At 76.3% G+C, this 23,024-nt stretch carries 1 protein-coding gene; it reads left to right on the plus strand.

Going from position 1 to position 23,024, the window contains the following annotated elements; all coding sequences use genetic code 11:
* A complete protein-coding gene (locus ABZX11_RS44325) occupies positions 1 to 23,022 on the plus strand; it encodes a type I polyketide synthase (protein ID WP_354924697.1) in 23,022 nt (7,673 codons plus the stop codon).
* Positions 23,023 to 23,024 lie beyond the last annotated feature (2 nt).

The raw sequence follows: 23,024 nt of genomic DNA on the forward strand, positions 1-23,024 counted from the left end.
ATGGGTGTTGACAGGACCGGTGGCAGTAGCAACGAGGAACAGCTCCGGAACTACCTGAAACGAGCCGGCGCGGATCTGCAGCGCACCCGCCGGCGGGTGCAGGAGCTGGAGGAAGCGAGCTCCGAGCCGGTGGCCATCATCGGGATGGGCTGCCGGTTCCCCGGCGGCGTCGCCGGCCCGGAGGACCTGTGGCGGATGGTCGCGGACGGCCGCGACGGCATCACCACCTTCCCCGGCGACCGCGGCTGGCAGCTCGACGAGCTCGACTCCTCGGCGACGCTCTCCGGCGGCTTCCTGCCCGACGCGAGCCGGTTCGACGCCGACTTCTTCGGCATCTCGCCGCGTGAGGCACTGGCCATGGACCCGCAGCAGCGGGTGCTGCTGGAGACCGCGTGGGACGCCTTCGAGCGGGCCCGCATCGATCCGGCCGCCCTCAAGGGCACCCCGACCGGGGTCTTCGTCGGCGCGATGCCGCAGGACTACCGGGTCGGCCCGAGCGACAACGTCGAAGGCTTCCAGCTCACCGGCAACACCACCAGCGTCATCTCCGGCCGGCTGGCCTACTGCTTCGGCACGGTCGGCCCGGCGGTCACGGTGGACACCGCGTGCTCGTCTTCGCTCGTCGCCCTGCACCTGGCGGCCCAGGCGCTGCGCGGCGGGGAGTGCTCCCTGGCCGTCGCCGGCGGCGTCACGGTGATGCCCAGCCCGCTGACCTTCCTGGAGTTCAGCAAGCAGGGCGGCCTGGCCGCGGACGGCTACTGCCGGTCCTTCGCCGACTCCGCCGACGGAACCGGCTGGGCCGAGGGTGTCGGCCTGCTGGTGCTGGAAAAGCTGTCCGACGCGCGGCGCAACGGGCACCGGGTCCTGGCCGTCGTGCGGGGCTCCGCGGTGAACTCCGACGGCGCGTCCAACGGGCTGACCGCCCCCAACGGCCCCTCGCAGGAGCGGGTGATCGAGCAGGCGCTGGCCAGCGCCCGGCTGGCCGCCGACCAGGTGGACGTGGTCGAGGCGCACGGCACCGGCACCACGCTCGGCGACCCGGTGGAAGCGCAGGCCCTGCTGGCCGTCTACGGCCGCACCCGCCCGGCCGCGCGGCCGCTGCTGCTGGGCTCGGTGAAGTCCAACCTCGGCCACACCCAGGCCGCGGCCGGCGTCGCCGGCGTCATCAAGATGGTGCTGGCGATGCAGCACGGCGTGCTGCCCCGGACGCTGCACGTCGACCGTCCTTCGTCCCATGTGGACTGGAGCAGTGGCGCCGTCCGGCTGCTGACCGAGCGCACGCCGTGGCCGGAGACCGGGGAGCCGCGCCGGGCCGCGGTGTCCTCCTTCGGCCTGAGCGGGACCAACGCCCACACGATCCTCGAGCAGGCCCCGGCCGAGGAGCCCGCGCCACGGTCACCGCGGGACACCGGGGTGGTGCCCCTGGTGCTGTCCGCGCGGACCCGGGAGGCGCTGCGGGAGCAGGCCGGGCGGCTGCTGCCGGTGCTGTCCGGGGGCGCCCCCGAGCTGCGCGACCTCGCCTACTCGCTGGCGACCACCCGGACCGGGTTCGAGCACCGGGCGGTCGTGGTGGCCGGGGACCACGAGACCGCGGCCACCGGGTTGTCGGCCGTGCGCGACGACGTGGCCGGGGTGGCCGGGGTGGTGCACGGCGCGGCCCGCGGCCGGCCGAAGCTGGCCGTCCTGTTCACCGGGCAGGGGGCGCAACGGCTGGCCGCCGGCCGGGAGCTGCACGGCCGGTTCGGTGCCTTCGCCGAGGCGTTCGACGCGGTCTGCGCCGAGTTCGACACCCACCTGGACCGCCCGCTGCGCGAGGTCGTCTGGGGCGAGGACGCGGAGCTGCTGGACCGGACCGAGTACGCGCAGCCGGCGCTGTTCGCCATCGAGGTCGCGCTGTACCGGCTGGCCGAATCCTGGGGCGTGCGCCCGGACTTCCTGGCCGGCCACTCGATCGGCGAGCTGGCCGCCGCGCACGTGGCCGGGGTGTTCTCGCTGGCCGACGCGGTCACGCTGGTCGCCGCGCGCGGCCGGTTGATGCAGGCGCTGCCGGCCGGCGGCGCGATGGTCGCGGTCCGGGCGGCCGAGGCCGACGTGCTGCCCCTGCTGGCCGGGCGCGAAGACGAAGTCGCGCTGGCCGCCGTGAACGGCCCCGAGTCGGTGGTGCTCTCCGGTGACGAGGAGGCGGTGCTGGAAGTCGCCGGCCACTTCGAGAAGTCGAAGCGGCTCCGGGTCTCGCACGCGTTCCACTCGCCGCGGATGGCGCCGATGCTGGCGGAGTTCCGCGCGGTCGTCGCCGGGCTGGACGCCCGTGAACCGCTGCTGCCCCTGGTGTCGAACCTGACCGGCGAGCCGGCCACGGTCGCGGAACTGAGGTCACCGGACTACTGGGTCGAGCACGTCCGCCGTCCGGTGCGGTTCGCCGACACCGCCGCCTGGCTGGACGAGCACGGCGTGCGCACCTTCCTGGAACTCGGTCCCGACGGCTCGCTCAGCGCGCTGGTGCGCGAGTCCGTGGCCGACGCCGCGGTGTTCGCGGCGCTGCGGCCGGGCCGCGACGAGCAGGCCACCCTCACCACGGCGGTCGGCGGGCTGCACGCCGCGGGCGTGCCGGTCCGCTGGGAGAGTTACTTCGAAGGCGCCGACGCCCGGCCGGTCGACCTGCCCACCTACCCCTTCCAGCGCAAGCGGTTCTGGCCCAAGGCCGTCGCCCGCACGGCCGGCGACCTGCGGGCGGCCGGGCTGGGGCCGACCGGGCACCCGCTGCTGTCCGCCGCGGTCGTGCTGGCCGGCGCGGACGGCCAGCTGCTGACCGGCAGGCTGTCCGCGCATACCCAGCCCTGGCTGGCCGACCACGTGGTGCGCGGCAGCTCGCTGCTGCCCGCGACCGCCCTGCTGGAGCTGGCCGTCCGGGCCGGCGACGAGGTCGGCTGCGAGCACGTGGCCGAGCTGACCCTGGCCACGCCCGTCGTGCTGCCCGAGCAGGGCGGCGTGCAGGTGCAGGTGTGGGTCGGCGCGCCGGACGCCGACGGGCAGCGCGCGCTGACCGTCTACGGCCGCCCGGACGACGCCGACGACCACCCGTGGACCGAGCACGCCACCGGTCTGCTCGGCAGCGGCCCGGCCGCGGCGCCCGAACCCGTCGAGTGGCCGGCGGACGCCGAACCGATCGGCACCGAAGACCTGTACGAACGGCTGGCCGGCGACGGCTTCGGCTACGGGCCGGCCTTCCGCGGCCTGCGGGCCGCCTGGCGCCACGGCACGGACGTGTTCGCCGAGGTGACCCTGCCGGAGGCGGTGACCGGGGACGCCGCCGCGTTCGGCATCCACCCGGCGCTGCTGGACGCGGCGCTGCACGCGCTGCCGCTCGCGGACCTCGGCGGTACCCGGGGCGGCCTGCCGTTCGCCTGGAGCGACGTCCGCCTGCACGCCACCGGGGCCACCACCGTGCGGGTCCGGCTCCGGCCGGTCCGCGAGGGCGTGGCCGCCCTGGAGCTGACCGACCCGGCCGGGGCACCGGTGCTCTCGGTGGGTTCGCTGGCCGTGCGCGCGCCGGACGCCGCCGGCACCGCGGCCACCGGCCGCGACCTCTACCGGCTGGACTGGACGGCCGTCCCGGCCGGAGCGGCCGGGAACGCCGGCTCGATCGCCGTGCTCGGCGACGACCCGTTCGGGCTGGACTTCCGGACCACCGACACCGCGCCGGCCGTGGTGCTGCGCCCGGTCGCCGGGCGAGCCGGCCCCGAGGCGGTGCACACGCTGACCGCCGAGGTGCTGGCCGACCTGCAGAACTGGCTGTCCGACGGCACGCCGGGCCGGCTGGCCTTCGTGACCCGGGGCGCGGTCGGCCCCGAGCCCGCCGATCTGGCCGGGGCGGCCGTGTGGGGCCTGGTCCGCGCCGCGCAGGCGGAGCACCCGGGCCGGTTCGTCCTGCTCGACCTCGACACCGGCGTGGAGTCCGCCGCGCTGATCCCGGCGGCCCTGGCCACCGGGGAGCCGCAGCTGGCCGTCCGCGACGGCGGGCTGCTGGCCGCCCGGCTGGCCCGCGCCACCGCGGAACCCGACGTCACCACCGAGGACGTCGCCTGGCCGGAGTCCGGCACCGTGGTGATCACCGGCGGGACCGGCGGCCTGGGCGCGGTGCTGGCCCGGCACCTGGTGACCGAGCGCGGCGTGCGGCGGCTGCTCCTGCTGTCCCGCCGAGGCGCGGGCGCCCCCGGCGCGGCCGAGCTCCTCTCCGAGCTGGCCGAGGCCGGGGCCGACGTCACCGCGGTGGCGTGCGACGCGGCCGACCGGGCCGCACTGGCCGAAGCGCTGGCCGGGGTACCGGCCGAGCACCCGGTCACCGCCGTGGTGCACACCGCCGGCGTGCTGGACGACGGGATGGTCGGCTCGCTGACACCGCAGCGGCTGTCGGCGGTGCTGCGGCCCAAGGTGGACGCCGCCTGGAACCTGCACGAGCTCACCGGCGACGTGGCGAAGTTCGTGCTGTTCTCTTCGGTCGCCGGGCTGACCGGGGCGGCCGGGCAGGCCAACTACGCGGCGGGCAACGCGTTCCTGGACGCGCTGGCCGCCCACCGGCGGGCCACCGGCCGGCCGGCGCTGTCGCTGGCCTGGGGGCCCTGGGCCGAGGCCGGGATGGCCGCCGAGAGCGCCCACCGGCGGTTGCAGCGCACCGGCGTGCCGCCGCTGCCCGTGGCGCGGGGACTGGCCCTGTTCGACGCGGCCGAGCGGGTGGCCGCCCCGGTCGTGGCGCCGGTCCGGCTGGACCTGCCGGTGCTGCGCGCGGGCGAGGTCTCCCCGGTGCTGCGCGGCCTGGTCCGCGGTCCGGTCCGCCGCACCGCGGCCGCCGGCGCGGCGCTGGTGGCCGGGCTGGACGCGAAGCGGAGCCGGGAGGCCGTGCTGGAACTGGTCCGCGCCCGGGTCGCCGGGGTGCTCGGGCACGCCGACGCCGCCGCCGTCGACCCGGACCGCCCGTTCTCCGAACTCGGGTTCGACTCGCTGACCGCGGTCGAACTGCGCAACCAGCTCAGCGCCGCGACCGGGTTGCGCACGCCGGCCACGCTGATCTTCGACCACCCGACGGTGACCGCGCTGGCGGCGTACCTGCTGGAGGAACTGCTCGGCGCGGACACGCCGGAGACCGGGCCCGCCGGCGCCCGCGACCTCGCCGACGACCCGATCGTCATCGTCGGCATGGACTGCCGCTACCCGGGCGGGGTGCGCTCGCCGGAGGACCTCTGGCGGGTGGTCACCGAAGGCGTCGACGTGATCTCCGGGTTCCCGGTCAACCGGGGCTGGGACCTCGACGCCCTCTACCACCCGGACCCGGACCACCCGGGCACCTGCTACACCCGCAGCGGCGGGTTCCTGCACGACGCGGGCGAGTTCGACCCGGCGTTCTTCGGGATGAGCCCGCGGGAGGCCCTGGCCACCGACTCGCAGCAGCGGCTCCTGCTGGAGACGTCCTGGTCGGCCATCGAGCGGGCCGGCGTGGACCCGCTCACGCTGCGCGGCAGCCGCACCGGCGTGTTCGCCGGGGTGATGTACGGCGACTACAGCGCGGTCCTGTCGGACGCCGAGTTCGAGGGCTACCGCGGCACCGGCAGCTCCACCAGCGTCGTCTCCGGCCGGGTGGCCTACACCCTCGGGCTGGAGGGCCCGGCCGTCACCGTCGACACCGCGTGCTCGTCGTCGCTCGTCGCGCTGCACTGGGCCATGCAGGCCCTGCGCGCCGGCGACTGCGACCTGGCCCTGGCCGGCGGCGTCACGGTGATGGCGTCGCCCGGGGCGTTCATCGAGTTCGCCCGCCAGCGCGGGCTGTCCCCGGACGGGCGCTGCAAGGCCTACTCCGACGCGGCCGACGGCGTGGCCTGGTCCGAGGGCGTCGGCGTGCTGGTGCTGGAACGGCAGTCCGACGCGATCCGCAACGGCCACCACGTGCTCGCCGTCGTCGCCGGCTCGGCGGTCAACTCCGACGGCGCGTCCAACGGCCTGACCGCGCCGAACGGGCCGTCGCAGCAGCGGGTGATCCGGCAGGCGCTGGCGTCCGCCGGACTGTCCACATCGGACGTCGACGTCGTCGAAGGGCACGGCACGGGCACGGCACTGGGCGACCCGATCGAAGCGCAGGCAGTGCTGGCGACCTACGGCCGGGACCGGGAAACCCCGGTGCTGCTGGGGTCGGTGAAGTCCAACCTCGGGCACACTCAGGCCGCGGCCGGCGTCGCCGGCGTCATCAAGATGGTGCAGGCGATGCAGCACGGCGTCGTCCCGCGCACCCTGCACGCCGACACGCCGTCGTCCCATGTGGACTGGACCGCCGGTGCGGTGGACCTGCTGCGCGAGCCGGCCGAGTGGCCCGCGGCCGGCCGGCCGGGCCGGGCGGCGGTCTCCTCCTTCGGGTTCAGCGGCACCAACGCCCACGTCATCCTCGAGCAGCCGGCCGTCGTGGTGCCGGCCGAGCCCGGCCCGCCGGTGCGCGCGCCCTGGCTGCTTTCCGCCCGCTCCGGTGGCGCGCTGCGCGACCAGGCCGCGCGGCTGGCGGCCCGGCTCGCCGCCGATCCCACGCTCGACCCCACCGACGTGGCGTTCTCGCTGGCCACCACCCGCTCCCGGTTCGAGCACCGGGCCGCCGTGCTGGCCGAGGACACCGAGAGCCGGGTGCGGGCGCTGACCGCGCTGTCCGCCGACCGGCCCGATCCCGCCCTCGTGACCGGCGAGCCGGCCGGCGGCCGGCTGGCGCTGCTCTTCGCCGGCCAGGGCAGCCAGCGACCGGGGATGGGCCACGAGCTCTACCGGCAGTACCCCGCGTTCGCGGCCGCGTTCGACGCGGTGGCCGAAGCGCTGGCCCCGCAACTCGACCGGCCGCTGGCCGAAGTGCTGTTCGCGGCGCCCGGCTCGGCCGAGGCCGAGCTGCTCGACACGACCGGCTGGGCGCAGCCCGCGCTGTTCGCGCTGGAGGTGTCGCTGTTCCGGCTCCTGGAGTCCTGGGGGGTCGAGCCGGACCGGCTGGCCGGCCATTCGATCGGCGAGATCGCCGCCGCGCACGTGGCCGGGGTGCTTTCGCTGGCCGACGCGGCGACGCTGATCGGCGCGCGGGCCCGCCTGATGCAGGCGCTGCCGTCCGGCGGCGCGATGGTCGCGGTGCAGGCCACCGAAGACGAGGTGGCCGCCGCGGTCGACGGTGAAACCGTGGACGTCGCGGCCGTGAACGGACCGGACTCGGTGGTGCTGGCCGGCGACGAGGACGCGGTGCTGGCCGCCGCGGCCACCTTCGCCGCCCAGGGCCGCCGCACCAAACGCCTGCGCGTCTCGCACGCTTTCCACTCGCCCCGGATGGCCGCCATGCTGGCCGATTTCCGGGCCGTGGCGGGAACCCTGACCTTCCACCCGCCGCGCATCCCGGTCGTGTCCGCTCTGACCGGCGAGCCCGCCACCGCCGAGCAGCTCGGCGACCCGGAGCACTGGGTGCGGCACGTCCGCGCCACCGTGCGCTTCGCCGACGCGGTCCGCGCCATGGCCGGCCACGGCGTGACCACCTTCGCCGAACTCGGCCCGGACGGCGTGCTCTCGGCCATGGTGCAGGACATCCTGGCCGGGCCGGCCGACGAGGTCGCCTGCGTGCCCGTGCTGCGGGCGGACCGCGACGAGGAGACCGCGCTGCTCGGCGCGCTCGGCGCCCTGCACACCGCGGGCGTCGACCTCGACTGGCGCGCCTTCTTCGCCGGCCGCGACGCCCGCTGGGTCGACCTGCCCACCTACGCCTTCCAGTACGAATCCTTCTGGCCGCAGGCCACCGCCCGGACCGCGGCCGACCCGGCCGACGAGCGGTGGTGGGCCGCGGTGGAGCGGGGCGACGCCGGGGAACTGGCCGAGGTCGTCGGGCTGGGCGAGGACCAGCGCGCGGCCCTGGACTCGGTGCTGCCGGCGCTGGCGAACTGGCGGCAGCACGGCGCCGACCGCGCCCGCCTCGACGGCTGGCGCTACCGGGTGGACTGGGCACCGCTGTCGATCGAGCCCGCCACCCTGTCCGGCACCTGGGTGCTGGCCACCACCGGCGACGAACCGGAGCTGGCCGCCGCACTCGCCGAGCGGGGCGCGCAGGTGCGCACGGTCCGGCTGACCGAGTCCGATGTGGACAGCGCCGGACCGGCCGGGCGGATCGGGCCGTGCGACGGCGTGCTCGCCGTCCTCGGCTCCGGAGACCACACCACCGGGCTGCCGCTGGGCTTCGCGCTCGGCGTCACGCTGGCCCGGACCGTCGAGTGTCCACTGTGGATTGTCACCAGGGACGCGGAAACCGACCCGGAGCAGGCGATGCTCTGGGGCCTCGGGCGCACCGCGGCGCTGGAGCACCCGCAGACCTGGGGCGGCCTGATCGACGTGCCCGCCGCGCTCGACGCCGACGACGCCCGCTCGGTCGCCGCCGTGCTGTCCGCGCCGGGCGGCGAAGACCAGCTTGCGGTCCGCGGCCGGACGGTGTCCGGCCGGCGGCTGGTGCACCACCCCGGCACCGGCCACGCCCCGGCCGGCGAGTTCACCGCCCGTGGCACCGTGCTGGTCACCGGCGGCACCGGCGGCCTGGGCGGCGAGGTGGCCCGCTGGCTCGCGCGCAGCGGCGCCCGGCGGCTCGTGCTGACCAGCCGCCGCGGCCCCGACGCGCCCGGCGCGGCCGAACTGCAGGCCGAACTGACCGAGCTCGGCGCGGACCACGGCCTCGCCGTCGACATCGTCGCCTGCGACGTCGCCGACCTCGACGCGCTGCGCGCGGTCCTGGACGGCATCCCCGAGGACACCCCGCTGACCGGCGTGGTGCACACCGCCGGCGTCGCCGACCGGGCGCCGCTGGCCGAGGTGGGCCTGGCCGAGCTGGCCGCCACGGTGACGGCCAAGGCCGACGGCGCGGCGAACCTCGACCACCTGCTCGGCGACCGCGAGCTCGACCTGTTCGTGCTGTTCGGCTCGATCGCCGGGGTGATCGGCAGCGGCGGCCAGACCGGGTACAGCGCGGCCAACGCCGCCCTCGACGCCCTCGCCCGGCAGCGGCACGCCCGCGGCCGGACCGCCACCTCCATCGCCTGGGGCCCGTGGGCCGGGTCCGGGATGGCCGCGCAGGACGCCGGAACCGGCACCCTGGCCCGCCGGGGCCTGGCTTTCCTGCCGGTGCGCGCCGCCCTGGCCGAGCTGGGCCGCGCGATCGTGCAGCACGACGTGACGGTGACCGTCGTCGACGCGGACTGGGCGACCTACGTCCCGGTGTTCACCGCGGCCCGGCCCAGCGCCCTGCTGACCGGCCTGCCGGAGGCGCGGGCGCTCACCGCGCCGGGTGCCGGGAACTCCGCGTTGACGGCCGAACTCGCCGGGAAGTCACCCGAGGACCAGGAGCGGCGGCTGGCCGAGCTGGTCCGCGGCGAGGCGGCGGCGGTGCTCGGGCACGGCTCGGCCGATGCGGTCTCCGAGCGCCGCGCGTTCCAGGACCTCGGGTTCGACTCGCTGACCGCGGTCGAGCTGCGCAAGCGGCTGGTCAAGCTCACCGGCTGCGCCCTGCCCAGCACGCTGGTGTTCGACTACCCGACCCCGCGCGCCCTGGCCGGGTACCTGCGCGAGCAGCTGCTGGACGAGGTCGCCGCGGCCGCCCCGGTGGCCGCCGCGGCCGGGACCGACGAGCCGATCGCCATCATCGGGATGAGCTGCCGGTTCCCCGGCGGCGTGCACAGCCCGGAGCAGCTGTGGGAGCTGGTGCTCGGCGGCGTCGACGCGATCAGCGGGTTCCCCGTCGACCGCGGCTGGGAAGGCGCCGTCACCTTCGACCCGGACCCCGACCGCGGCGGCGGCACCGTCACCACCCAGGGCGGGTTCCTGCACGACGCCGGCGACTTCGACCCGGGCTTCTTCGGCATCTCCCCGCGGGAAGCCCTGTCCATGGACCCGCAGCAGCGGCTGCTGCTGGAGACGACCTGGGAGGCGTTCGAGCGGGCCGGCATCGACCCGCACACCCTGCGCGGCAGCGGCACCGGCACCTACATCGGCTCCAGCTACCAGGAGTACGGCGGCCGGGGCAACGCCGAACTCGAAGGCCACGCCGTCACCGGCCAGATCCCGAGCGTGCTCTCCGGCCGGCTGGCCTACGTGTTCGGCCTGGAGGGCCCGGCGGTCACCGTGGACACCGCGTGCTCGTCCTCGCTGGTCGCCCTGCACCTGGCCTGCCAATCGCTGCGCAACGGCGAAACCACGATGGCCATCGCGGGCGGGGCGACCGTGATGACCAACCCCGGTCCCTTCGTCGCCTTCTCCCGCCAGCGCGGCCTGGCCGCGGACGGCCGGTCCAAGGCGTTCTCCGCGTCCGCCGACGGCATGGCGCTGGCCGAGGGCGTCGGCATCCTGCTGGTCGAGCGGCTGTCCGACGCCCGGGCCAACGGGCACCCCGTGCTGGCCGTGGTGCGGGGCAGCGCCATCAACCAGGACGGCGCGTCCAACGGCCTGACCGCGCCGAACGGCCCGTCGCAGCAGCGGGTGATCCGCCAGGCGCTGGCCAACGCGCACCTCGCGTCCACCGAGATCGACGTGGTGGAGGCGCACGGCACCGGCACCCCGCTGGGCGACCCGATCGAGGTGCAGGCCCTGCAGGCCACCTACGGCCGGGACCGCGAGACCGGGCACCCGCTGTGGCTGGGTTCGATCAAGTCCAACATCGGGCACAGCCAGTCCGCGGCCGGCGTGGCCAGCGTGATCAAGATGGTGATGGCGCTGCGCGAAGGCGTACTGCCGAGAACCCTCTACGCCGAAGACCCCTCGCCGCACATCGACTGGAGCGACGGCACCGTGGTGCCGCTGACCGAGCCGGTCGACTGGACCACCGACGGGCGCCCGCGCCGCTGCGCCGTGTCGTCGTTCGGCGTCAGCGGCACCAACGCGCACACCGTGCTGGAGCAGGCCCCGGCACCGGCGGAGCCGCCGGCCGGCGCCGCGCTCGAGCCGACGCCGGACCGGCCCGTGCCCTGGGTGCTCTCCGCCCGCAGCCCGGCCGCCCTGCGCGGGCAGGCCGAGAAGCTGCTGCCGCTGGCCGGGCTCGACCCGGCCGCGGTCGGCCGCTCGCTGCTCGCCTCGCGAGCCCGCCTGGAGCACCGCGCGGTGGTCGTCGGCGCCGGTACCGAGCTGGCCGAGCACCTGAACGCCTACTCCCGCGGGGTCCGCGGCGGCGTGGTCGAGGGCGTGGCCGACGTGGACGGCAAGGTGGTGTTCGTCTTCCCCGGCCAGGGTTCGCAGTGGGCCGGGATGGGCGCGCGGCTGCTCGACGTCTCGCCGGTGTTCGCCGAGCGGATGGCCGAGTGTGCCGCCGCGCTGGCCCCCTTCGTCGACTTCTCCCTGCTGGACGTGCTGCGCAGCGGTGCGGACCTGGACCGGGTGGAGGTCATCCAGCCGGCGTCGTTCGCGGTGATGGTTTCCCTCGCCGCGCTCTGGGAGTCCCGGGGCGTCCGCCCGGCGGCCGTGCTCGGGCACTCCCAGGGCGAGATCGCCGCTTCCGTGGTGGCCGGGGCCCTGTCGCTGGCCGACGGCTGCCGGGTCGTGGCCCTGCGCAGCCAGGCCATCGCCCGCCGCCTGGCCGGTAAGGGCGCCATGATGTCGGTGCCGCTGCCGGCCGCCGAGGTCACCGAACGGATCGCCCGGTTCGGCGGCGCGGTGTCGGTCGCCGCGCTGAACGGCCCGCGCTCGGTCGTCGTGTCGGGCACCGCGGACGCCGTCGACGAGCTGTTCGCCGAGCTCACCGCCGGCAACGTCCGGGCCCGCCGCATCGACGTGGACTACGCCTCGCACTCGGCCCAGGTCGAGGAGCTGCACGAGGAGCTGCTGGACGCACTGGCCGGACTGGCCCCGCGGACGCCCGAGGTGCCGTTCTTCTCCACCCTCACCGGCGACTGGCTGGGCGAGCAGCCGCTCGACGCCGAATACTGGTACCGGAACCTGCGGCAGACCGTGGGGTTCGAGCTGGCCGTGCGGGCCCTGCTCGCTCAGGGCCACCAGGTGTTCATCGAGACCAGCGCCCACCCCGTGCTGACCTTCGGCGTCCAGGAGACCGTGGACGACGCGGGGGAGCGGGCCGTCGTCGTGGGCACGCTGCGCCGGGACAACGACAGCTGGACCCGCGTGCTCACCTCCTTCGCCGAGGCCTTCGTGCGGGGCGTGCCGGTGGACCTGGCCGCCGAGTTCGCGGGCGGTACGGCCACCGTCGACCTGCCCACCTACGCCTTCCAGCACGAGCACTACTGGCTGCCGCTCAACGCCGGCGCGACGGTCACGGCCGACCCGGCCGACCAGGAGTTCTGGGACGCGGTCGAGCAGGCCGACGTCGACACGCTCAGCGCCGGCCTCGCGGTGGACCGGGACTCGCTGGCCGCCGTGCTGCCCGGGCTGTCGTCCTGGCGCAAGCAGCGCCAGGACCGCGCCACCGTGGACGGCTGGCGCTACCGGGTCGGCTGGACGCCGCTCGGGGCCACCCCCGTGGCCGCGCTGTCCGGCACCTGGCTGCTGGTCACCGCGAGCGCCGAAGACGGCGGGGACGACGAACTGGCAGCGGTGCTCACCGGCCACGGGGCCGAGGTGCGGCGGCTGGTGTTCGACGGCGAGCTGCCCGAGCTGCCCGAGCTGAGCGGCATCGTCTCCACCCTGGCCACCGCCGAAGAGCCGCACGGCGAGCACCCCGCGCTGACCCGCGGCCTGGCCCTGAGCGTGCAGCTCGTGCAGGCACTGGGCACGGCCGGGATCGACGCCCCGCTGTGGCTGCTGACCCGCGGTGCGGTGGCCACCGGCGAAGCCGACACCGTCACCCATCCGCTCCAGGCCCAGGTCCTCGGCCTCGGCTGGACCGCCGCGGTGGAGCACCCGGAGCGCTGGGGCGGCGTGCTCGACCTGCCCGCCGAGCTGGACCGCCGCGGCGGCGACCGGCTGGCGGCCGTCCTGTCCGGCGCCACCGGCGAGGACCAGCTGGCCATCCGCGCCGCCGGCGTGTTCGGCCGCCGCGTGGTGCGGGCCCCGGCCGGCGACCGCGCGCCGGCGCGGACCTGGACCCCGCGCGGCACCACTCTGATCACCGGCGGCACCGGCACCCTGGCCCCGCACCTGGCCCGCTGGCTGGCCGGCCAAGGCGCCGAGCACATCGTGCTGACCAGCCGCACCGGCGCCGACGCCCCGAAGGCCCAGCAGCTGCTGGCGGAACTGGGCGAGACCGTCGAGGCGGTGGCCTGCGACGTCACCGACAAGGCGGCGCTGGCCGCCCTGCTGGCGCGGTTGCGGGCCGAACGCCGGACCGTGCGGAACGTCGTGCACACCGCCGCCGTGATCGAGCTGCACACGCTGGCCGAGACCGACCTGGCCGCGTTTTCGCGGACCGTGCACGCGAAGGTGGTGGGCGCGCGCAACCTGGACGAGCTGCTCGACACCGACGAGCTCGATTCGTTCGTGCTGTACTCCTCGACCGCCGGCCTGTGGGGCACCGGCGCGCACGCCGCCTACGTGGCCGGCAACGCGTACCTGCACGCACTCGCGGCCCACCGGCGGGCCCGGGGCCTGCGGGCCACCGCGCTGTCGTGGGGCATCTGGGCCGACGACCGCGAGCTCGGCCGGGTCGACCCGGAGCAGATCGTGCGCAGCGGCCTGGTGTTCATGGCGCCGGAGCTGGCCCTGGAAGGGCTGCGCCGGGCTCTCGACGACGACGAGACCGCACTGGCCGTGGCCGACCTGGACTGGGAGCGGTACTACCCGGTCTACACGGCCGTCCGGCCGACGCCGCTGTTCGACGAACTGCCCGAGGTGCGGCGGCTGACCGAGGCCGCCGCCACGGCCGCCACCGGCGCGGGCGGTGAGTTCGCCGCCCGGCTGCGCACCCTGCCCGAGGCCGAGCGCGCCCACCTGCTGCTGGAACTGGTCCGGGCCGAGGCCGCCGCGGTGCTGGGCCACGCGTCGGCCGACGCGCTGCCCGAGGACCGCGCCTTCCGCGACGTCGGCTTCGACTCGGTCACCGCGGTCGACCTGCGCAACCGGATCTCCGGCGGCACCGGCCTGACCCTGCCCGCCACCATGGTGTTCGACCACCCGACGCCGCGGCAGCTGGCCGGGTTCCTGGCCGCCACGATCACGGGCTCGGACGCCGTCGAGCAGGCCCCGGCCGTGGCCGGCGTGGACACCGGCGAGCCCGTCGCCATCATCGGGATGGCCTGCCGCTACCCGGGCGGCGCGGATACCCCCGAGCGGTTGTGGGACCTGGTCGTGGGCGGCGTGGACGCCATCTCCGGCTTCCCGGCCGACCGCAACTGGCCGACCGACGCGATCTACGACCCGGACCCGGACGCCGGCGGCAAGACCTACTCGGTGCAGGGCGGCTTCCTGCACGAGGCGGCCGAATTCGACCCGGGGTTCTTCGGCATCTCGCCGCGCGAGGCCCTGTCCATGGACCCGCAGCAGCGCTTGCTGCTGGAGACGGCGTGGGAGGCGTTCGAGCGGGCCGGGATCGACCCGCACACGCTGCGGGGCAGCGGCACCGGCACCTTCATCGGGGCCAGCTACCAGGACTACACCGCGGCCGTGTCCGGCGCGGTGGACAACGCCGACGGCCACATGATCACCGGTTCGCTGGGCAGCATCCTGTCCGGCCGGCTCTCCTACCTGTTCGGGCTGGAGGGCCCGGCGGTCACCCTCGACACCGCCTGCTCGTCGTCGCTGGTCGCCATCCACCTCGCCGCGCAGTCGCTGCGGTCGGGGGAGAGCAGCCTCGCGCTGGCCGGCGGGGTGAGCGTGATGGCGACGCCGGGCGCGTTCGTCGGCTTCTCGCGCCAGCGCGCGCTGGCCGCGGACGGCCGCTGCAAGGCCTACTCCGACCGCGCCGACGGCATGACCCTCGGTGAAGGCGTCGGCCTGGTGCTGCTGGAAAAGCTGTCCGACGCCCAGCGCAACGGGCACCGCATCCTGGCCGTGGTCCGGGGTTCGGCCACCAACCAGGACGGCGCGTCCAATGGCATGACCGCGCCCAGCGGCCCGTCCCAGCAGCGGGTGATCCGGCAGGCGCTGGCCAACGCGCGGCTCACCGCGTCCGAAGTGGACGTGATCGAGGGGCACGGCACCGGCACCGCGCTGGGCGACCCGATCGAGGCCCAGGCCCTGCTGGCCACCTACGGCCGGGACCGGGAACGGCCGCTGCTGCTCGGTTCGGTGAAGTCCAACATCGGCCACACCCAGATGGCCTCCGGCGTGGCCGGGGTGATCAAGGTGGTGCAGGCGCTGCGGCACGGGCTGGTGCCCAGGACGCTGCACGTGGACGAGCCCTCCACCCACGTCGACTGGAGCACCGGCTCGATCGAGCTGCCCGCCGAAAACGTGCCGTGGCCGGACAACGGGCGGCCGCGCCGGGCCGGCGTTTCGTCCTTCGGGCTGAGCGGCACCAACGTGCACACCATCCTCGAACAGGCCCCGGAACGCCCCGCCGACGCGGCTCCCGAGCCGGAGCCCGGCCTGGTGCCGGTGCCCCTGTCCGGCCGGACGGAAGCAGCGCTGCGCGCCCAGGCCGCGGCCCTGCTGGACACCCTGGACGACGGCGTGTCCCCGGCCGTGCTCGGGTACTCGCTGGCCACCACCCGGTCGGCCTTCGAACACCGTGCCGTGCTGCTGGCCGAGGACCACGGCGAACTGCGGCGCGGCCTGGCCGCGCTGGCCGGGGACCGGCCGGACGGCGGCGTGGTGCGGGGCACCGTGACCCGCGGCCGCACGGCGTTCCTGTTCACCGGCCAGGGCGCGCAGCGGGCCGGCATGGGCCGGGAGCTGTACGAGCGCCACCCGGTGTTCGCCGACGCCCTGGATGCGGTGCTGGCCTGCTTCGACCTGCCCCTGCGGGACGTGCTGTGGGCCGGCGAGGCCGCTGCCCTCGACGAGACCCGCTACACCCAGCCGGCGTTGTTCGCCTTCGAGGTGGCGTTGTTCCGGTTGCTGGAGTCGTGGGGGGTGACGCCGGACTACGTGGCGGGGCATTCGATCGGGGAGATCGCGGCGGCGCACGTGTCCGGGGTGCTGTCGCTGACGGATGCGTGTGCGCTGGTCACCGCCCGCGGCGCGCTGATGCAGGGGTTGCCACCCGGCGGCGCGATGGTGGCCGTGGAGGCCGCCGAGGACGAGGTCACCCCGCTGCTGACCGATGGCGTGTCGATCGCCGCGGTCAACGGGCCGCGGTCGGTGGTCGTCTCCGGTGCCGAGGCGGCCGTGCTCGCTGTCGCCGCGAAGCTGGACCGGCGCACCAAGCGGTTGCGTACCAGTCATGCGTTCCATTCGCCGTTGATGGATCCGATGCTGGCCGAGTTCGCCGAGGTGGCCCGTGGCCTGACCTACGACGAGCCGCGGATCCCGCTGGTGTCCACGGTGACCGGAGCCGTGGCGACCGAAGAGCTGCGGACGCCGGAGTACTGGGTGCGGCACGTGCGGGAGGCAGTGCGCTTCGCCGACGGCGTGCGCGCGCTGGCCGACCGGGACGTGCGGATCTTCGTCGAGGTCGGCCCGGCCGCGGTGCTGACCGCCGCGGTGCGGGACATCGTCGCCGACGCGGTCTCGCTGCCGCTGCAGCGCGCCGACCGGCCCGAGGTGGCCACCCTGCTGTCCGGGGTGGCCGGGGTGCACGCTCACGGCGGCCGGCTGGATTGGGCGGCGGTCTTCGACGGCGGCACGCGCACGGTCGAGCTGCCCACCTACCCGTTCCAGCACGAGCGGTTCTGGCCCGTCGCCGCGCCGGCCGGCCCCTCGGCAGGCACCGCGGACGACGAGTTCTGGACCGCGGTCGGCAACGCCGACACCGGGACGCTGGCCGAAGGGCTCGGCCTCGACCGGGAGACCGTGGCCGCGATGGTGCCGGCGCTGAGCACCTGGCACCGCCGCCGGGCCGAGCGGTCGACCCTCGACAACCTGCGCTACCGCCCGGTGTTCACGCCGGTCGGCGGGCTCTCGGGCACGCCGTCGGGCCGGTGGCTGGTGCTGCTGCCCGCCGGGCTGGACCGGCCGGACTGGGTCGAGGACGTCCTGCCCGGCGCCGCCACCGCGGTGGCCGGGGACGACACCGACCTGAGCGGTGTCGAGGCCGACAGCGTGCTCTCGCTGCTGGCCCTCGCCGACGCCCCGGACGGCAGCCTCCTGGTCCGCACCACGAACGCGCTGCGGGACCTCGGCCGGGCGCGGCTGTGGAGCGTCACCCGCGGCGCGGTCGCGATGCACCGCACCGAGCGACCGGACCCCGCGCAGGCCGCCCTGTGGGGGCTGGGCCGGGTCGCGGCCCTGGAGCACCCGGAGCGCTGGGGCGGCTTGCTCGACCTGCCCGCCGAATTCGACCACACCACCGTGCGCCGGCTGCGGTCCGTGCTGGCCGGCGGCCACGCCGAAGACCAGGTGGCCGTCCGGGCCGCCGGGGTGTTCGGCCGCCGCCTGGAGCACGCTCCGGCCACCGGCGAGGCCCGCGCCTACACCCCGCGCGGCACCGTGCTGGTCACCGGCGGCACCGGCGGCCTCGGCGGGTACCTGGCCCGCTGGCTGCTCGACGCCGGAGCCGACCGGGTCGTGCTGGCGAGCCGTCGTGGCCCGGCCGCGCCCGGTGCCGCCGAACTGGCCGCGGAGCTGGGGGAGCGGGCCGTCGTCGTGGCCTGCGACGTCGCCGACCCCGGCGCGGTCGCCGCGCTGCTGGCCGAGCACCCGGTCACCGCCGTCTTCCACACCGCCGGCGTGCTGCGGGACGGCGTGCTGGCCTCGCTCACCCCCGAGATGTTCGCCGACGTGCTGCGGGCCAAGGCGACCGCGGCCCGGGTGCTGCACGAGCAGACCGCGGGGCTCGAGCTGGACGCGTTCGTCCTGTACTCCTCGACCAGCGGCGCGATCGGCGCCGCCGGCCAGGCCAACTACGCGGCGGCCAACGCCTACCTGGACGCGCTGGCGCGGCAGCGGCGGGCCGACGGCCTGCCCGCCACCTCGATCGCCTGGGGCCCGTGGGCCGGGTCGGGCATGGTGGCCGAGGCCGAAACGGTGGAGCACCGGGTCCGGCGGGGCGGCTTCCGGCCGCTGCGCCCGGAACCGGCCCTGGCCGCGTTGCGTCAGGCCCTCGAGCACGGGGACACCGAGCTGGTCGTCGCCGACGTGGACTGGGGCCGGTTCGCGCCCGCGATCACCGCGCTGCGCCCGGCGCCGCTGCTGGCCGACCTGCCCGAGGTGCGGGCGTCGGCGACGCCGTCCGCCGGCCTCGCGGCGGCCCCGGACGTCCCGGCGGACCCCGCCGGGCTGCTGGACCTGCTGCGGGTCCGGATCGCGGCCGTGCTCGGGCACAGCGACCCGGCCGGGGTGGAGGCCGACCGGGCCTTCCGCGACCTCGGGTTCGATTCGCTGACCACCCTCGAGCTGCGCAACAGCCTGGCCGCGGCGACCGGGCTGACCCTGCCCGCCTCGCTCGTCTACGACTACCCGACCCCGCGGGACCTCGCCGAGCACCTGCACGCCGAGCTGTCCGGCGGCCGGGCCGGGACCACCCCGGTGGTCACCGGGCCGCGTGCGGACGCCGACGACCCGATCGTCATCGTCGGCATGGGCTGCCGCCTCCCCGGCGGCGTCTCTTCGCCCGAAGACCTGTGGCGGCTGCTGGCCGACGGCGGCGAAGGCATCGTGCCCTTCCCCGCCGACCGCGGCTGGGACCTGCCCGAGCTGGACCGGCGCTCGGCCACCGGCCGGGGCGGCTTCCTGCCGGACGTCGCGGGGTTCGACGCCGACTTCTTCGGCATCTCGCCGCGGGAGGCGCTGGCCATGGACCCGCAGCAGCGGTTGCTGCTGGAGACGTCGTGGGAGGCGCTGGAGCGCTCCGGCATCGACCCGTCCGGGTTGCGGGGCAGCGACACCGGCGTGTTCGTCGGCACCAACGGCCAGGACTACGTGTCCGTGCTGCGCCGGGCCACCGAGGACCTGGGCGGCCACGTGGCCACCGGCAACACGGCCAGCGTGATGTCCGGCCGGCTGTCCTACACCCTGGGCCTGGAAGGCCCGGCGGTCACCGTGGACACCGCCTGTTCGGCCTCCCTGGTCGCCCTGCACTGGGCCGGCCGCGCGCTGCGCGCCGGCGAGTGCTCGCTGGCCCTCGCCGGTGGCGTCTCGGTGATGTCCGGCCCGGGCTCGTTCGTGGAGTTCAGCCGCCAGGGCGGCCTGGCCGCCGACGGCCGCTGCAAGGCGTTCGGCGACGGCGCCGACGGCACGGCGTGGTCCGAAGGCGCGGGCATCCTGGTGCTGGAACGCCTGTCCGACGCCCAGCGCAACGGCCACACGGTGTGGGCGGTGGTCCGCGGTACCGCGGTCAACTCCGACGGCGCGTCCAACGGCCTGACCGCCCCCAACGGCCCCGCGCAGCAGCGGGTCATCCGGGCCGCGCTGGCCGACGCCGGGCTGCGGCCGGCCGAGGTCGACGCGGTCGAGGCGCACGGCACCGGCACCGCGCTGGGCGACCCGGTCGAGGCGCACGCCCTGATGGCCGGCTACGGCCGGGATCGGGAGCACCCGCTGCTGCTGGGCTCGGTCAAGTCGAACCTGGGGCACACCCAGGGCGCGGCCGGCGTGGCCGGGGTGATCAAGATGGTGCTGGCCATGCGGCACGGCGTGCTGCCGGCCACCCTGCACGCCGCCTCGCCCTCCCCGCACGTGTCCTGGGACGGTTCGGTGGAGCTGGTGCAGCAGCCCCGCGACTGGCCGGACACCGGGCGGCCCCGCCGGGCCGGTGTCTCGGCCTTCGGGGTCAGCGGCACCAACGCCCACGTGATCATCGAACAAGCCCCGGCATCCGGGGTGGCCACCGCCGAGGACGCGGCCGTGGTGCCGTGGCCGGTTTCCGCCAGCACGCCCGAGGCCCTGCGCGAGCAGGTGGCGGCGCTGCGCGCGCTGTCCGGCGTCGGCCGCGCGGCAGCCGGCCGGACCCTCGCCACCGGCCGCGCCGCGTTCGGTCACCGGGCCGCGTTGCTGGCCACCGAAGACGGCGTGGTCGAGCTGGCCACCGGCCCGGCCGGGACCGGGCGGACGGCGTTCCTGTTCGCCGGGCAGGGCAGCCAGCGGACCGGCATGGGCCGCGAGCTGTACGAGCGCCACCCGGTGTTCGCCGACGCGCTGGACGAGGTGCTGGGGCACTTCGACCCGGCCCTGCGCAAGATCATGTGGACCGAGGACCCGGACGTCGCCGAAGCGATCCACGAGACCGGGCACACGCAGCCGGCCTTGTTCGCGATCGAAGTGGCGCTGTTCCGGTTGCTGGAGTCGTGGGGCGTGACGCCGGACTACCTGGCCGGGCACTCGATCGGCGAGATCGCCGCGGCGCACGTGGCCGGGGTGCTGTCGCTGCCCGACGCCTGCGCGCTGGTGGCCGCCCGGGGTGCGCTGATGCAGGCGCTGCCCGCCGGCGGGGCCATGGTTTCGGTGCGCGGCACCGAGGCCGACGTGGCCGGGTACCTCGGCGAGGACGTCGCCGTCGCGGCGGTCAACGGGCCCGAGTCGGTCGTGCTGGCCGGGGCCGAGGACGCGGTGCTCGCGGCGGCCGGCCGGCTGGAGGCCGAGGGTCACCAGGTCCGCCGGCTGCGGGTCAGCCACGCGTTCCACTCATCCCTGATGGACCCGATGCTGGCCGAATTCGCGACGGTGGCGGGGAACCTGACCTACCACGAGCCGCGGATCCCGCTGGTGTCCACGGTGACCGGAGCCCTGGCGGCCGAGGAGCTGCGGACGCCGGAGTACTGGGTGCGGCACGCGCGGGAGGCGGTGCGCTTCGCCGACGGCGTGCGGACCCTGGCCGAGGCGGGCGTGCGGACCTTCGTGGAGATCGGCCCGGACGGCACCTGCTCGGCCATGGCCGGGCACTGCTTCGCCGGCCTGAGCCCGGAACCGGTGGCCCTGCCGACGCTGCGCGCCACCGGCGAGGAGCACGCGCTGGCCGCGGCCCTGGCCCGGCTGCACGTGTGCGGGGTGGCGGTGGACTGGGCCGCCTACTTCGCCGGGACGCCGCTGGCCGACCTGCCGACCTACCCGTTCCAGCGCGAGCGCTACTGGCCGGAGACGACCACCGGCCCGGCCGCCGCCGACCCGCTGGACGCCGAGTTCTGGACCGCGGTGGACACCGCCGACGTGGCTTCGCTGGCCGCCACCCTGGACCTGGACGGCGAGTCGCTGGGCCCGGTGCTGCCGGCGCTGGCGAAGTGGCGGCGCGACCGGCACGAGCTGACCGCGACCGGCCGGTGGCGCTACCAGGTGGACTGGGTGCCGGTGCGGCCCACGGCCGAACCGGCCGGACGCTGGCTGGTGCTGGCCCCGGAGGGCTGGGCGGCCGACCCCTGGATCGGTGCCGTGGCCGCCGCGCTCCCCGGCGCCACCGTGGTGTCCACACTGGACGGAGCGGGCGAAGGGTATGCCGGGGTGCTGTCCCTGCTGGGCGTCACCGGCGATCCGCTGACTGTGGCCGAGGGATGGCCGGCTGAACTGTCCGAAGTGGACGCATCGGTGTGGTGCGTCACCCGGCAGGCCGTGGCCGTGCACGACGATGCGCCCGCACCGGGCCAGGCCGCGCTGTGGGGCCGTGGCCGCGTCGCCGCGCTGGAGCACCCGGACCGCTGGGGCGGCCTGCTCGACCTGCCGGCCACCCTGGACGCCGGGACACTGGCGGCCTTGCCCGCCGCCCTGGTCACGGGCGAGGACCAGCTGGCCCTGCGCGACGGGCAGCTGCTGGCCCGCCGGCTGACCCGGGCCACCGGCCCGGCCGCCGGGCCGTGGCGGCCCAGCGGGACCGTGCTGGTCACCGCGGCCGTGGCCGGCCTGGCCGGCTGGCTCACCGAAAACGGCGCCGAACGGGTCTTGACCTGGGACCCGGCCGCTCCGGTGGAGCTGCCCGAGGACCTGAGCGCGGTGCTGGTGGCGCCTCCGGCGGCGGCCGACGTGGCCGAGGCGGTCCGCGACCTCGCCGAGCTGGACGCCCGGCTGGCCGGGTGGGCTGAGAGCGGGCTCCGGCGCGCCGCCGAGGCGCCTGGTGAGCTCCCGTCCGGCGGCCGAGGCGCGCCGGTGCGGGATGACCGTGCCCCCTTGTTCGTGGCGATCGGGTCCGTCGCCGGCGCCTGGGGGGTGCTCGGCCGCGGTGACCAGGCGGCCGTCGACGCCTACCTGGCGGCGCTGGCCCGGCGGCGCGGTGGCCTGGCCGTGGCGCTGGCCGCGTGGACCGACGCCGAGCCGGAGCTGGCCAACCACCTGCGGCTCAGCGGCCTGCCGCCGATGGACCCGGAGCTCGTGCCGGCCGCGCTGGGCCGGGCGATCGGCGCCGCCGCGGCGGAAACCGTGCTGGCCGACGTGACCTGGGAGCAGTTCGCCCCGGCGTTCACGGCGAAGCGGCCCAGCCGCCTGCTGACCGGCGTCCCGGAGGCCCGGGCCGCGCTGGACGCGGCCGGGCGCGACCGCGTGGACCCGGCCGAGGTGGCCGGGGAACTGCGGCGCACCCTGCTGGACCTGCCGGCCGGGGACCGCCTCGGTCACGTGCTGGGCCTGGTGCGCGGCGAGGTCGCGGTGGTGCTGGGCCACGCCGGAACCCAGCGGATCGAGGCCGACCGGCCCTTCAAGGACCTCGGGTTCGACTCGCTGACCGCGATGGACCTGCGCACCCGGCTGAGCGGCACGACCGGGCTGGACCTCCCGGTCACCCTGGCCTTCGACCACCCGACCTCGGCCGCGCTCGCCGAGCACGTGCTGAGCGAGCTGCTGCCGGACACGGGTGTCGGCGACGCCGACGAAGCACAGCTGCGGGCGCTGCTGAATTCGGTGCCGTTGCAGCGCCTCCAGGACATCGGGGTGCTGGAACCGCTGCTGCGGCTGGCCGACGGCCACCCCGGGCCCGACCACCGCCACGACGTGCCGGAACCCGACGACGACGGCGCCATCGACGAGATGGATCTCGACGACCTGGTGCAGGCCGCGTTGAACGGCCGGTCCGGCGACCTGACGCGCGACTGAAG

Origin of the sequence: Amycolatopsis sp. NPDC004169 (assembly GCF_040610315.1) — a bacterium.
Taxonomy (GTDB): Bacteria; Actinomycetota; Actinomycetes; order Mycobacteriales; family Pseudonocardiaceae; genus Amycolatopsis.